We start from the raw sequence: 13,598 nt of genomic DNA on the forward strand, positions 1-13,598 counted from the left end.
TTAAGATTGAAATTACTTGCGGCCGGCCAGCCACGATTGCGTGGCCAGGTCGTCTTCGCGCTTGCGTTCGGTGCGGTTGCGGGCCAGCTCGGCCACGCCTTTTTTCTGTTCCAGTACCTGGCCCAGCAGTTCGCGCTCGCTCCAGGCGTCGTTCAGGGCGCGCTGCGAGACCGCCATGGTCGCTTCGTGCAGGGAGAGGTCGGTGCGATGGTTGTCGGCCAGCGCGATCACGGCCAGCTTGTACTGGCCGCAGTTCAGGGCCAGCGCCAGCGGCAGCGCGCCACTGGCGCCGCTGCCGGCGGCCAGGCTGTCCAGGCGCGCCAGGTTGGCCTGGTAACGCGCCTTGGTCGCGTGCTGGGCGGCCATGTCGGCCTGCAGTTGTTCCACCTTGGTGCTGCGCAGGCGTACCAAAGTACCCAGGCTGTCGATCGTGTTCTTGGTGCTCATGACATCATCGCTTCAAGTTGGGAAATGCATTCAGGCAAAGGCGCCGCTTCACGCGTTCCCTGGCACAGGTAGGCGTCGATATGGGGCTCCAGGCGCACCGCGTGGTCGGTCACCGGATCGGCGCCCGGCACGTAGGCGCCCAGGGGAATCAGGTCGCGCACCCTGGCGTGGCGGGCCAGCGCGGCTTTCAGCTTGCGCGCGGCCAGCGCGTGCGCGGCGGGCACCACCTGCGCCATGCAGCGGCTGATCGAGGCGGCCACGTCGATGGCCGGGTAGTGGCCGCGTTCGGCCAGTTCGCGCGTGAGCACGATGTGGCCGTCGAGAATCGCGCGGGCGGTGTCGACCACCGGATCTTGCTGGTCGTCGCCTTCGGCCAGCACGGTGTAGATGGCGCTCATGCTGCCGTGTTCATGCTCGCCGTTGCCGGCGCTTTCGACCAGTTGCGGCAGGGCCGAGAACACCGACGGCGGATAGCCCTTGGTGGCCGGCGGCTCGCCCAGCGCCAGCGCCACTTCGCGCAGCGCCATGGCGTAGCGGGTGAGCGAGTCGACCAGCAGCAGCACGTTTTGGCCCTGGTCGCGGTAATGGGCGGCGATCGCGTGGCACAGTTCGGTCGCGCGGATGCGCATCAGCGGCGATTCGTCGGCCGGGGCGATCACCAGCACGGCTTTTTTCAAGCCCTCGGGGCCGAGCGACATGTCGACGAATTCGCGCACCTCGCGCGAGCGTTCGCCGATCAGGCCGACCACGACCACGTCGGCCACGGTCTGGCGCGTGATCAGGCCGAGCAGCACGGACTTGCCGACCCCGCTGCCGGCCATCAGGCCGACGCGCTGGCCCTTGCCGATGGTCAGCATGGAATTGATGGCGCGCACGCCGACGTCGAGCGGCTCGACCACCGGTTGTTTTTTCAGTGGATTGATTTTCGGCGGCGTCATGTCGAGGCGATGCTCGCCGCCCAGCCGCCCCAGGCCGTCGATCGGCTCGCCCAGGCCGTTGACCATGCGCCCCAGCCACGAGGGGCCGATTTGCAGGGTCGCGGCGGTCGGGCTCGGCAATACGCGGGCGCCGGTGGTCAGGCCGATCGCTTGCTTGAACGGCATCAGGAACGACAGGCGTTCGCGAAAACCGACCACCTGGGCGTCGAGCCACTCGCCGCCCACCGTTTCGATGCGGCAGCGCTGGCCCGTGTGCAGGCGGCAGCCGGCCGACTCCAGCAGCAAGCCGGAGGCGCCGACCAGGCGTCCGGTCGGAATTGCGACCGGGACGTCGTCGAGCTCGACGGTGCGCAGGGAATCGGCCAGGTTGCTCATGCGTCGACCTCGTCGAGCACGCGTTCGGCGCTCGGCATCAGTTGCGTGCTGACCTGCGACATGCAGTTGGCCAGGCGGCCCTGGCAACCGGCGTCGACTTCATTGTCGCCGGCGCGCACGCGGCATTCGCCCGCTTCCAGCGACGGATCGGGCAGCAGGGACCATTTGGCGGCGCGTACCGGATCGAGTTCGGTGATGCGCTTGAGTTCTTCCGGATTGAGGCACACTTCGATGCGCTCGCGCGTGGGCGGCATGGCGGCCAGCGCTTCGTCCACCAGCGCGAGCAACTGCACCGGCTGCAAGGCCAGTTCGGCGCGGATCACCTGGCGCGCCACCTTGCCGACCAGGTCGACGACTTCCTTGCGCTGGGCCGAACGGAATTCTTCCACCATCTGGCCGAGCTGGGCGAACATGCCGTCCAGGGGACCGGCCAGCTGGTCGAAGCGCTCCTGCACCTGGCGCATGGCTTGCTGGCGGCCGGCCGCCAGCCCCTCGGCCAGGCCGGTCGCGTAGCCGTCGTCGCGGCCGTTCGACAAGCCGGTCTCGTAGCCCTCGCGCTGCCCCTGCTGATAGCCTTCTTCGACCGCGTTCTGCCACTCTCCGGCGGCCTCGGAGGAACGGGCGGCGCCGAGCGCGTCGAGCTGCGACAGCGGCGGGAAATGGTAGGGGCGGAATTGTTTCATTCTACGACTGCCTCGGCGAACAGTTGGACTTCGATCTCGCCGTTGTCGGCCAGTTGTTTGACGGTTGCCATGATGTCCTTGCGGGTCTGTTCGATGCGCGACATCGGCACTGGACCGGCGCGCCGCAGCAGGTCGTCGAAGTTCTGGGCCTGGCGGCGCGGCATGGTGGTCAGGATCGCATCGCGGATCGCCGGTTCGGCGCCCTTGAGCGCGATCGCCCATTGCTCGAGCGGCACGTCGTCGAGGATGCGGGTGATCGTGGCCTCGGTCTGGCGCGACAGGATCAGGAAGTCGTACATGCTCATTTCGATCTCGGTCACCACGTCCGGATCGTGGGCGCGCAGCAGTTCGACCATGCCGGCGCGGTTGCCCGGCAGGCGGTTGAGGATCTCGGCCACCTGGCGGATCCCTTCCACGCTGGCGCTCTGGGTGTCGAGCGCGCCCAGGCAGCGGGTCACCAGCTCTTCCAGTTCGGTCAAGAGGTCGCGGTCGATTTCATCCAGGCGCGCCAGGTTCAGCAGGACCAGGTCGCGGCCTTCGAGCGGCAGGGCGTCGAGGATCTGGCCGGCCAGCGCGGGCGGCACGAAGGCCAGGAACACCGCTTGCATCTGCACGTGCTCGTTGGCGATGTAGTCGGCCAGCCATTTCGGCGAGGCCCACTGCAGGCGCGCCATCATCGGGCGGATGGCGTCGCCGTAGATGTTGTTCAGGACGCTGTTGGCGATATCGCTGCCGAGCGCCAGGTCGAGCGAGCGTTTCAGGTAGCTGCGCGAGGCGCCATGCACGCCCGACTGCTGGCGGTAATCGTCGAAGAAGGTTTGCATCGCGATGCGCACCGAATCGACCTTGATGCCGCTCATGCGCGACATGACTTGCGTCACTTCGAGCAATTCCTCGCGGTCGAGGCAGCGCAGCACGGCGGCGGCCGGCTCTTCGCCAATGCTGAGCAGGACGATGGCCGCCTGTTCGACAGGGGTCAGTCCAGGCGCCTCTTCGGCTTCCACGTTATTGTCCAGTTCGGCCATTTTTCTGCATCCATTGTTTGACGACTTCGGCGACCCGCTCCGGTTCCTTGGCAGCGAGAACTTTCAGGTGATCGACCATCACATCGACTGCCGATCCGGCAGGGGGAAGATCATAATTTTCCAGCAAAGGCACCATCTGCAGCGGGGCGCCGAGGGCCGGGACCGCGCCGGCGCCGTCGCCCACCCGCATGGCCGGACCGACGACGGCGGTGGCCGGACCGGCCGGGCCGCCCAGCAACTGGGCGTCGCCGGCCACGGCGGCCGCTGGCGCCAGGCGCACTGTCAAGAGGCGCAGCAGCGGACGGATGATCAGCAGGAAGCCGAGCAGGATGCCCACCGCCCACGCCGCCCAGCCGCTCATGTCGACCACGTTGTCGCGTTCCTGCCACCATGGCTGGGCGGCGGGCTGGACGGGGAAGGTCATGCTTGATACCGCCAGCACATCGCCGCGTTCGGCGTTGATGCCCAGGCCGCTGCTCAGGGTTTTTTCGATATTCGCCAGTTCGGCCGGGGTCCAGCCGGTTTTGGCGGCCGCCACCCGATTGTTGAGCACCACGGCCACGCTGAGCTTGCGCAAACGGCCGCGGCTGCGTTTGATCTGGGTGATGTTGCGGTCGTACGCAAACTGGCGCGTGCTGGCGTTCTTGCGCGCGCTGCCATCGTCCGCGCCGGCTGCCGGGCCGGCGGCGCCGGCCTGGGCATCGGGCAGGGCCGGCGGACGGTTCGACAGGGTGCCCGGCACGCCCATCGCCATGCGGTTCTTTTCCTGCTCTTCGCGGGTCGCTTCGCTGGTCACTTTCGGGGCGTCGCCGTATTTTTCGCTGGTTTCTTCGATCTTGTCGTTGTCGATGTCGGCGGTCACGCTGAGCTTGAAGTTGTCGGCGCCCAGTACCGGGCCGAGCAGTTCATTCACATTGCCGCGCACCTGGTCCTGGTATTTCTTGGCGTTGCCATCCATCCCCTGGGCGGCGCCGTCGAAGCCTTCCGACAGGTCGACCCGCGAGGAGAGGTAATTGCCGGCCTGGTCGACCAGGCTGACCCGCGCCGGGGCCAGGCTGGCAACGCTGCCGGAGACCATGTTGATGATCGCGGCGATCTGTTCCGGGGCCAGGGTACGGCCCGGTTTCACGGCCACCACCACCGAGGCCGACGATTTTTCGCCGTCGTTGGCCACGAACGAGGTCGAGCGGGCGATCGACAGGTGCACCCGGGCCGAGGCGATGGCGTCGAGCGAGAGGATGCTTTGCGCCAGTTCGCCTTCCAGGCCACGCCGGAAGCGCACGTCCTGCACGAACTGGGACACGCCCAGCGGATCGTTCTTGTCCATCAGTTCCAGGCCGGCCGGCAACTGGGCGGTGACGCCCTTGGCGGCCAGCAGCATGCGCACCTTGCCCAGTTGCGAGGATGGCACCAAGAGCTGGCCGGTGTCCGGATGCAGGCGGTACGGCACCTTGTCGGCGTCCAGCACGGCCATCATGTCGCCCGAGGCCACCCGTTCGTTGGCGCCGAAGACCGGCTTGTAGCCGGCCTGGTCGTTCCACATGTACATCATTACGGCTGCCGTGATGGCGATCGCCAGCACCAGCATCGGGGTCAGGTTGTTGCGCAACGCTGGCGGCAGCGAAGGCATGGCGCCCATGCGCCCGGCGAAGGTGGATTTAAGAGAGGCAATCACGCTGGTGGGTTCCCGTGGTGAGGGTGGAGTCGCAAACGGCTGCTTAGACAGGGAGCTTGATCAGCTCGTCCATCGCGCCCATGACCTTGTTACGCACTTGCATGAGCATCGAAAAGGACAGGCTCGCTTCCTGGCTGGCCAGCATCGCGCCGACCAGGTCGTCGCTCTTGCCGCTGTCGACATCGTTCATTTTCTGGCCGGCTGCGGCGTCTTGCTGGTTCACGCTCTCGAGCGCATCCTTCATGCTCTGGGTGAAGGAAAACCCGGCCGGCAACTGTTGGCCGCCGGCGTTGCCGATGTTGGCGTGCGCGCTCAGTTGGCCGGCGTCGTTGGCCAGTATTTTCATCTCCGACTGGAGCTGGGTAGCGAGCGAATTGCCTGTTGTATTTCCGACTTCCATGTTGTCATCCCTGCATAATTTTTTGTTCATAATCAAACAGTTACGACTGATTTTCTGTCGTGACCGGCCTGAACGGTGAAGCGCCCAGTGTGCGCGTTCCGTGCTGCGATTCCAAACGAAAACATGCTCGACGGCAAAATAACTTATTGCTGAGTCGGGTAAAACCAACAAATTTCCCTAAACCTCTTGGAGCAGAAGCAAAGGTGTCGAAATGTCTAACGATATCGCTTACTGTTGGTAACGGGTCGAAGTGTGGGAACTTGAGCCGTTTTCCTGAATTAATTGCTTTTGAGAATCAAATAACCACTTACCGCAAGGCAATTATAGTGCCACTCGGAAATTAAATCCATCAAATAAACATGCTCTGATATACTGTTTTCCTCAAACAAAACAAAGAGTTGCCCTCTTTGCCACGCACTTGCCGAGTTACTTATGACCATGATAAATAAGACAAACTTGCAGGCCTCATCGCAAGTGCTCGACCCCCGCCTGCTGGGCCGGCCGGTGCACCTGTTGCCCCAGTTCGCCGCCCAGATTGCCGAGGATGTGGCGGCCGCCTTGCGCCAGCCAGCCGTGCGGCGCTACTGGGACGGTTTCCAGCTCGAAGCGGCCGGCTTTGTCGGCGCCCCCGACAGTGCCCAGAGCGGGCGCTGGCTGGCCTTCGAAGGCAGCGCCGGCAGCGTCGCCTTCGCGCTCGAACGCTCGCTGCTGCTGGCGGTGCTCAACCAGCGCTACGGCCGCCGCGGCGCACTGCCGGGACCTGCCGTCGATCCGTCCACAGTACGCGTGACTGCCACGGAAGAACGCCTCGCAGTTGTGTTAGGTCAACAAATAGCCTCGGTGCTTGCGAGACGGGTGGATGCAAACCTTGCGCGGGCGCATAATGAAGCCGGTATGCCTTGCGGCGAGCTGGTGCCGGGCAAGGTGCCGCCGCCGCCGCCCGCGCCCGGCGGCTGGACCCTGGGGATCACCTTGCGGCGCGGCCAGGGCGGCGAATGCGGGCAGATGTGGCTGGCGCTGGACCAGGAACTGGTGGCGCGCGTGTTGCTGGGGCTGATGCCCGAGCGCGCGCGCGAACGCACGCCGCACGCCAGCGTGGCGCTCGGCACGGCGCTGCAAGTGACCCTGGACGGGCGCCTGGTGAGCAAGGAAATTACGCTCGAAGCGCTGTTTGCCCTCAAGCTGGGCGACATCATCCCGGTGACGGTGGGCCGGGCCGATGTCTTGCTGGCCGAGTCGCGTTTGTTTACTGCCGCGGTGACCGAGCATAACGGTTCGCTCTGTTTAACCTCTTTTGAAGATAGCGACTAATGAAAATCAACGAGAACGAACTCCAGGCTCCGGATCTGGCTGCCGGAATCGACGAAGAATTGATCATCGACGAACCTGTCATGGGCGTGCCGTCCGGTGTGGACAGCGCGCGAGCGCTTGAAAAACGGCCCCAGCGCGACTTGCCGCAGATGATGCGCAAGATTCCGGTGACCCTGACCCTGGAAGTGGGCTCGGCCCGCATTTCGCTGCAAGAACTGATGGCGATCGGGCCGGCGAGCGTGATCGCGCTCGACGTGCTGGCGGGCGAGCCGCTCGTCATCAAGGTCAACGGCACCCCGATCGGGCGCGCCGAAGTGGTGGTGGCCGGCGAACAGTACGGCCTGAAGGTCATCGATCTCGATGGCCTCGACCTGGACCTGTTGACCGCATGAGAAGCGGTGCGCGCGGCCGGGCCGCGCCAGGCGGCACGCTGGCTGTGCTCGCTTGCGGCCTGCTGCTGCTGCTGCTGGCCGCGCCTGCGCCGGCCGAGGCCCAGGACTTGCTGGCCGGGGTCATTCCCGGCGCCAAGACCGACCTGACTGTCAAGTCGCAGGTGCTGGTCCTGATGACCCTGCTTGGGCTGCTGCCCATCATGGTCATGATGATGACCTGCTTCACCCGCTTCGTGATCGTGCTGTCGCTGCTGCGCCAAGCGCTCGGCCTGCAGCAGGGCTTGCCCAACCGGATCATCACCGGCGTGGCCCTGATCCTCACCCTGCTGGTGATGCGCCCGATCGGCGACCAGATCTGGCGCGAGGCCTTCGTGCCCTACGACCAGGACAAGATCGGCATGCAGGATGCGCTGAAGGTGGCCGAAGCGCCGCTGTCGCGCTTCATGCTGGCCCAGACCAGCAAGGCCGCGCTGGCCCAGGTGGCGCGGCTGGCGGGCGAACCGTCCGAGATGGCGCCGCAGCAACGCGCCTTCACGGTCAAGCTGGCCGCGTTCGTGCTGAGCGAACTGAAAACCGCGTTCCAGATCGGCGCCATGCTGTTCATTCCATTCCTGATCATCGACCTGGTGGTGTCCTCGGTGCTGATGGCCATGGGCATGATGATGCTCTCGCCGCTGGTGATCTCCTTGCCCTTCAAGCTGCTGCTGTTCGTGCTGGTCGATGGCTGGACCCTGACCGTCAACACCCTGGTCGGCAGCATACGACCGTTTTGACGATGGGAGAAGGTATGGGAGAGAGGCGATGACCCCCGACGTGGCCGTGGACCTGATGGTCGGCGCCTTGCAAATCGTCATGCTGATGGTGCTGGTGCTGGTGGTGCCGGGCTTGGTCATGGGCTTGCTGGTGGCGCTGGTGCAGGCCGCCACCCAGATCAACGAGCAGACCCTGAGCTTCTTGCCGCGCCTGCTGGTGACCTTGCTGGCGGTGATCATGGCCGGGCACTGGATGACGGCTTACCTGATGGATTACTGCGTCTCCGTGTTCCAGCGCGCCGCCGCCCTGGTCGGATAACAAAGTATGGAGCTGGCCGGCTACCTGCTGCCGTTCCTGAACGCCCTGTGGTGGCCGTTCGTGCGCAACCTGGCGCTGCTCTCGGCCGCGCCGGTGGTGGGCGACATCCTGGTGCCGCTGCCGGTGCGCGTGCTGCTGGCGCTGGTGCTCGCTTTCCTGATGCTGCCGTTTAGTCCCGGCAACGCGGTGGTCGACCCGTTTTCGGTGATGGGCGTCGCCACCACCCTGGAACAAGCCGTGATCGGCGGCGTGCTGGGGCTGGCCATGCACTTTTCCATGTCGGTGATCAATGTGCTGGGCTACCTGGTGTCGAGCCAGATCGGTTTTTCGATGGCGCAGATGAACGATCCGGTCAACGGCACCGCCTCGGACGTGGTTTCGGGCATGCTCTCGCTGCTGGCCATCATCGTGTTTTTCGCCATCGACGGGCACCTGGTGCTGACCGGGGTGCTGGCCACCAGTTTCAAGGCCTGGCCGGTGGGCGCGGGCTACGCCCCGCTGCTGCTGGGCACGGTGGCGCTGAAGGCGGCCTGGATCTTCGCCGCCGCCATGCTGCTGGCGCTGCCGATCGTGTTTTCGACCCTGGTGGTGCAGCTCGGCTTCGGCCTGTTGAACCGGGTGGCGCCCTCGCTCAATCTGTTTTCGCTGGGTTTTTCGCTGACCACCTTGTTCGGCCTGATGATGTTGATCCAGATCGTGCGCTTCATTCCCGAACACTACATTGCGATGAGCAACCAGATCCTTGAACTGATCGACCAACAGATGAAGGCGGCCCATGGCTGACGACGCGAGCGGTGGCGACAAGACCGAAAAGGCTTCGCAGCAAAAGCTGCGCAAGGCCCGCGAGGAGGGGCAGGTGGTGCGTTCGCGCGACCTGGCCACCGCGATCGGCATCCTGGTCAGCCTGAAAGTGTTTTCCATGATGCTGCCGAGCTACCTGGAGTCCTTCCGCGGCCTGTTCGCGCTGGTCTTCATCCCGCTCGGCGCGGACGGCGCCATGGAAAACCTGAGCTCGACCATCTTCACCAGTTCCATGTGGCTGTTGATCACGATGGTGCTGCCGCTCCTGGGCGTGCCGTTCGCGGTGGTGCTGTCGTCCCTCATTCCGGGCGGCTGGGTGGTCAGCACCAAGAACATGGAACCGAAAATGAGCCGCCTGTCGCCCATGAAAAACCTCGGCAACCTGTTTACCGCCAAGCATGGCATCGGCGTGGCCACCTCGGTCGGCAAGGCCGTCGTGCTCGGTTGGGTGCTGGTGCATGTGAGCCGCTCGAGCATGAACGCCTTTGTCGAATTGCAAAAGATGCCGCTGTCGGCGGCGCTGCCGGCCGGCGCCGCGCTGATGCTCGACGCGCTGATGGCGATGTGCATGGTGTTCGTCATGTTCGCCGTGCTCGACGTGCCGGTGCAGGCGTTCTTGTTCGCGCGCAACCAGCGCATGAGCAAGCACGACCAGAAAGAAGAACACAAGAGCAGCGAAGGCAAGCCCGAAGTGCGCCAGCGCATCCGCCAGTTGCAGCAGCAGATGGCGCGCCGCAGCGTGAGCAAGACCGTGCCCACGGCCGATGTCGTGATCGTCAATCCGGAACACTACGCGGTGGCGCTCAAGTACGAGGCCAGCCGCGCCGAAGCGCCCTTCGTGGTGGCCAAGGGGGTCGACGAGATGGCCCTGTTCATCCGCCAGATCGCCAAGCAGCACAATATCGAAACACTGGAACTGCCACCGCTGGCGCGGGCGATCTACAATACCAGCCAGGTCCAGCAGCAAATTCCGGCCCAGCTGTACCAGGCCGTGTCGCAGGTGCTCAACTATGTGCTGCAACTGAACGCTTTTCGTGCCGGCCGGCGCACTGCGCCGCCACGTTTCCCCAACGAGGTGGTCGTGCCATCTCATCTGAGTGAGGTTCCCGCCACATGAGTTTTTTGAACAGCCTGCTGACCGAGTTGAAGCGGCATAAATTCGCCACCCCGGTGTTCTTGCTGGTCATCTTGTCGATGATCATCCTGCCGCTGCCGCCGGTGCTGCTCGATGTGCTGTTTACCTTCAACATCGTGCTGGCGCTGATCGTCATCCTGGTGTCGGTCTCGGCCAAGCGGCCGCTCGACTTCTCGGTCTTCCCGAGCGTCATTCTCGGCACCACCATGCTCAGGCTGACCTTGAACGTGGCCTCGACCCGGGTGGTGCTGCTGCACGGCCACACGGGCAGCGACGCGGCCGGTAAAGTGATTGAAGCGTTCGCCAACGTGGTTATCGGCGGCAATTTCGTGGTCGGCTTCGTCGTGTTCATCATTTTGATGATCATTAACTTCGCGGTGGTGACCAAGGGCGCGGAGCGCATTTCCGAAGTGTCGGCGCGGTTTACGCTGGACGCGCTGCCCGGCAAGCAGATGGCGATCGACGCCGACCTCAATGCCGGCCTGATCAACCAGGAAAAAGCCCAGGTGCGGCGGCGCGACGTGGCCGCCGAAGCCGACTTCTACGGCGCCATGGACGGTGCCTCGAAGTTCGTGCGCGGCGACGCGGTCGCCAGTATTCTGATTTTGATCATCAACATGGTGGGCGGCGTGGCGATTGGCGCGCTGATGCACGACCTGTCCTTCGGCGACGCCTTCCGCCTGTACGCGCTGCTGACCATCGGTGACGGCCTGGTGGCGCAGATCCCGGCGCTGCTGCTGTCGGCCGCAGCCGCCATCCTGGTGACCCGGATCAGCGATGCGGGCGACTTCGAACAACAGGTCGGCGGCCAGCTGCTGGCCTCGCCGGCGGTGCTCTACAGCGCTTCCGGCATGATGCTGGTGCTGGCCATGGTGCCGGGCATGCCATGGCTGATGTTCGGCGCTTTCGCGGTGGTGCTCGGCTACGTCGGCTGGCGCCTGGCGCGCATGGTCAAGGCGCCCGACCAGGCCGGGGTGGCGGCGATCGAAGCGGCCCTGCGCGACGAGCGCGCTCCCGACCTCGAGTGGCAGCACTTGCCGGCGGTGCAAGCCTTGACGGTGGCGGTCGGCTACAAGCTGGTCGGGCTGGTCGACGCCGCCCAGGGCGAGCCGCTGACCAAGCGCATCAAGGGCGTGCGCCAGAGCCTGTCGGAAGCGATGGGTTTGCTGCTGCCGCCGATCACTGTGCGCGACGACTTGTCGCTGCGCCCGACCCAGTACTCGATCATGCTCAGCGGCACCGTGGTGGCCGAGGCCGAAGTGGTGCCGGAATGCCTGATGGCGATTGCCTCGCCCTCGGTGTACGGCCAGCTCGACGGGATTCCCGGGATCGAACCGGCCTACGGCATGGCCATTACCTGGATCGCGCCGGCCGACAAGGCCCATGCGCTCGGGCTCGGTTACCAGGTGGTCGAGGTGCCAAGCGCGATCGCCACCCATTGTTCCAAGGTGGTGCGCGATTACCTGCCGGACCTGTTCCGCCATGAAGACGTGGCGGCCATCCTGGAACGGATGACGGCGCTCTCGCCCAAGCTGGCCTCGGCGCTGGACAAGGCGATGACGCACACCCAGTTGCTGCGCGTGTTCCGCGTGCTGCTGACAGAAAATGTCTCGCTCAAGGATATCGTGGTGATCGGCACCACCTTGCTCGACAGTTCGGAAACCACCAAGGATCCGATCTTGCTGGCGGCCGAAGTGCGCTGCGCGCTGCGCCGGCAGATTGTAACGGCCTTGTTCGGCAAGAAGAAGGAGATGCCGGCGTTCAATTTGTCGGCCGAGCTCGAGAATATGTTGCTGGGGTCCTTGAACCAGGCGCGCCAGGGCGGCAAGGTGGCGCTGGATAATTTCCCGATCGATCCGCAGTTGCTCTCGCAACTGCAACTGAACATGCCGGTGGCGCGCGAGCAGATGAAGCAACAGCAGAGCGCGCCGCTGCTGCTGGTGCTGCCGCAGATCAGGCCGCTGCTGGCACGCTATGCGCGCTTGTTCGCACCGGGCCTGCACGTGCTGTCGTACAACGAGATTCCTGAAAACCGCGATGTGAGCATCGTCGGCACCGTGGGATAAGCCGCGCTAGTCGTCGTCCCCGCGCAGGGGGGACCCAAGTTTTCCGCTTGGTCGATAGCCACGACGAACTTGGATCCCCGCCTGCGCGGGGATGACGCGCTAGGGCTCTCCATACGGCATCATCCCCGGCAACGGCCTCTCGGTAAACCGCACCGTGGTGGCCGCCTCGGTCCTGGTGGTGCGCGCCAGCAGCAGCGCCACCTCGGCCATGGCCCGGAACAGGGGCGGCGGCAGGGCGGCGCTGACCTGCGGCGAATACTGCTGCAAGGGCTTACCGGGCCAGATGCCCTGCCTGACGCTGGCGCGCGCCAGGCGCAAACCGGCCGTTTCGATGGCTTCCTTGAGCGCCGGCAGCGAATGGCGCAACAGCGCCACCGCGCGCGGATGCTCGGCCGCCAGTTCCATCATCACCCCATCGAGCAGTTCCAGTTGCACCGTGGCATGGCTGCCGTCGGACAGCACCACGTCCAGCCGCAGCGCCGCCTTGGCGCGCTGGCGCCGGCTGGGCGGCGGGTCGGGCAGCCCGGTCAGCAGGCGCAGCGCCAGTTGCTGCCCGCCCGCGCCCGGCAGCACGAAACGCCACGCTTCCGGATGCCACAGCAAGGTGGCCTGCTGCTGCACGGTACTGGCCTGCATGGCTTGCTGCACGCCCGACATCAACAGCTTGCCCGGCATGAACTGGGCGCGTCCCTGCTGCTGCAAGGTGGCCAGCTGGGCCGCGTAGGTGCGCACCATGGTGCGCCAGGCGCTGGCCAGGGCGGCGCCGTCGAGCACCGGCCAGGCCATCTGGCGCGCCATGAACACCTGGTCGGCCCGCATCGACGCGCTCTCGTTCAGGTTGGCCGGCAGGCCGGCGGCGGGCGCCGGCGCCGCCACCGTTTCCGCAGCCGGCAGCGGCAGGCCGGGGGCGGCGCCGCCCGCCAGCGGCGCCGGCAACAGCGCCAGCGGCGCCAGCGGGCCAATCGTCGATGCACCGAGCTGCTGCGAAGGGATAGTAGACATGGCGTTCACGCAAGGTCAGGATAAAAAAAGCCAGCCGGGGGCCGGCTGGCTCGGTCAATGCCCGGCGCCAGCGCCGGCGGCCCAGCCGTTGATTATTGCAGCAGCGACATGACCATCGAGGACATGCTGTTGCTCTGCTTGAGCATGGCGGTGCCGGCTTGCAGCAGCATCTGGCTGGTGGTCATTTTCGAGCTTTCGCTGGCGAAGTCGACGTCCATGATGCGCCCGGTGGCGGCCTTGCTGTTGGTGCTGATGTTCGACAGGTTGTTGTAGACGT

Annotated in this window: 15 protein-coding genes; 7 read left to right on the forward strand and 8 right to left on the reverse strand. The window is 65.4% G+C overall.

Going from position 1 to position 13,598, the window contains the following annotated elements:
- Positions 1 to 12: 12 nt before the first annotated feature.
- The 6 genes from F2P46_RS24140 to F2P46_RS24165 all read right to left on the reverse strand — a co-directional run bounded on the left by F2P46_RS24140 (position 13) and on the right by F2P46_RS24165 (position 5,543).
- Positions 13 to 447, reverse strand: a complete 435-nt coding sequence (locus F2P46_RS24140) for a flagellar export protein FliJ (protein WP_166894990.1) — start codon at positions 445 to 447, stop codon at positions 13 to 15.
- On the reverse strand, positions 444 to 1,760 hold the full coding sequence (fliI, locus tag F2P46_RS24145; protein WP_166894992.1) for a flagellar protein export ATPase FliI: 1,317 nt from the start codon (positions 1,758 to 1,760) through the stop codon (positions 444 to 446). The genes F2P46_RS24140 and fliI overlap by 4 nt, the downstream gene beginning before the upstream one ends.
- Positions 1,757 to 2,443, reverse strand: a complete 687-nt coding sequence (gene fliH / locus F2P46_RS24150; RefSeq protein WP_166894994.1) for a flagellar assembly protein FliH — start codon at positions 2,441 to 2,443, stop codon at positions 1,757 to 1,759. The genes fliI and fliH overlap by 4 nt, the downstream gene beginning before the upstream one ends.
- Complete coding sequence (locus tag F2P46_RS24155) at positions 2,440 to 3,468, reverse strand: flagellar motor switch protein FliG (protein WP_166877218.1); 1,029 nt, start codon at positions 3,466 to 3,468, stop codon at positions 2,440 to 2,442. The genes fliH and F2P46_RS24155 overlap by 4 nt, the downstream gene beginning before the upstream one ends.
- Positions 3,449 to 5,107 carry a flagellar basal-body MS-ring/collar protein FliF gene (fliF, locus tag F2P46_RS24160; protein ID WP_166895018.1) on the reverse strand — a complete coding sequence of 553 codons (1,659 nt, stop codon included), beginning with the start codon at positions 5,105 to 5,107 and terminating at the stop codon, positions 3,449 to 3,451. Before fliF ends, F2P46_RS24155 begins: the two co-directional genes overlap by 20 nt.
- 79 nt (positions 5,108 to 5,186) lie before the next feature.
- Positions 5,187 to 5,543 (reverse strand): flagellar hook-basal body complex protein FliE, encoded by a 357-nt coding sequence (locus tag F2P46_RS24165; protein WP_229509436.1) that lies wholly within the window; start codon positions 5,541 to 5,543, stop codon positions 5,187 to 5,189.
- Positions 5,544 to 5,975: 432 nt separating this feature from the next.
- Between F2P46_RS24165 and F2P46_RS24170 the strand changes: the two genes are divergently transcribed.
- From F2P46_RS24170 to F2P46_RS24200, 7 genes are all read left to right on the forward strand, one after another.
- A complete protein-coding gene (locus F2P46_RS24170) occupies positions 5,976 to 6,854 on the forward strand; it encodes a hypothetical protein (protein ID WP_166894996.1) in 879 nt (292 codons plus the stop codon).
- A gap of 80 nt (positions 6,855 to 6,934) precedes the next feature.
- The gene (locus F2P46_RS24175; RefSeq protein ID WP_166895022.1) at positions 6,935 to 7,246 is read left to right on the forward strand and encodes a FliM/FliN family flagellar motor switch protein; all 312 of its coding nucleotides are present in this window, start codon (positions 6,935 to 6,937) and stop codon (positions 7,244 to 7,246) included.
- On the forward strand, positions 7,243 to 8,019 hold the full coding sequence (fliP, locus tag F2P46_RS24180; protein WP_166894998.1) for a flagellar type III secretion system pore protein FliP: 777 nt from the start codon (positions 7,243 to 7,245) through the stop codon (positions 8,017 to 8,019). Before F2P46_RS24175 ends, fliP begins: the two co-directional genes overlap by 4 nt.
- Before the next feature lie 28 nt (positions 8,020 to 8,047).
- On the forward strand, positions 8,048 to 8,317 hold the full coding sequence (locus F2P46_RS24185) for a flagellar biosynthetic protein FliQ (RefSeq protein ID WP_166895000.1): 270 nt from the start codon (positions 8,048 to 8,050) through the stop codon (positions 8,315 to 8,317).
- 6 nt (positions 8,318 to 8,323) lie between these two features.
- Entirely contained in the window at positions 8,324 to 9,100 is a 777-nt protein-coding gene (fliR, locus tag F2P46_RS24190) for a flagellar biosynthetic protein FliR (RefSeq protein WP_166895002.1), read from the forward strand.
- Entirely contained in the window at positions 9,093 to 10,235 is a 1,143-nt protein-coding gene (flhB, locus tag F2P46_RS24195; protein ID WP_166895004.1) for a flagellar type III secretion system protein FlhB, read from the forward strand. The genes fliR and flhB overlap by 8 nt, the downstream gene beginning before the upstream one ends.
- On the forward strand, positions 10,232 to 12,319 hold the full coding sequence (locus tag F2P46_RS24200) for a flagellar biosynthesis protein FlhA (protein ID WP_166895006.1): 2,088 nt from the start codon (positions 10,232 to 10,234) through the stop codon (positions 12,317 to 12,319). The genes flhB and F2P46_RS24200 overlap by 4 nt, the downstream gene beginning before the upstream one ends.
- Before the next feature lie 99 nt (positions 12,320 to 12,418).
- Here F2P46_RS24200 and F2P46_RS24205 read toward each other — a convergent pair whose 3' ends face one another.
- Entirely contained in the window at positions 12,419 to 13,321 is a 903-nt protein-coding gene (locus tag F2P46_RS24205) for a flagellar hook-length control protein FliK (RefSeq protein ID WP_166895008.1), read from the reverse strand.
- A 92-nt stretch (positions 13,322 to 13,413) separates the two neighbouring features.
- Positions 13,414 to 13,598: flagellin (locus F2P46_RS24210; RefSeq protein ID WP_267875880.1), on the reverse strand; the 185-nt coding region annotated here is incomplete at its 5' end.

Source organism: Massilia sp. CCM 8734, assembly GCF_011682155.1.
GTDB classification, from domain to species: domain Bacteria; phylum Pseudomonadota; class Gammaproteobacteria; order Burkholderiales; family Burkholderiaceae_D; genus Telluria_A; species Telluria_A rubra.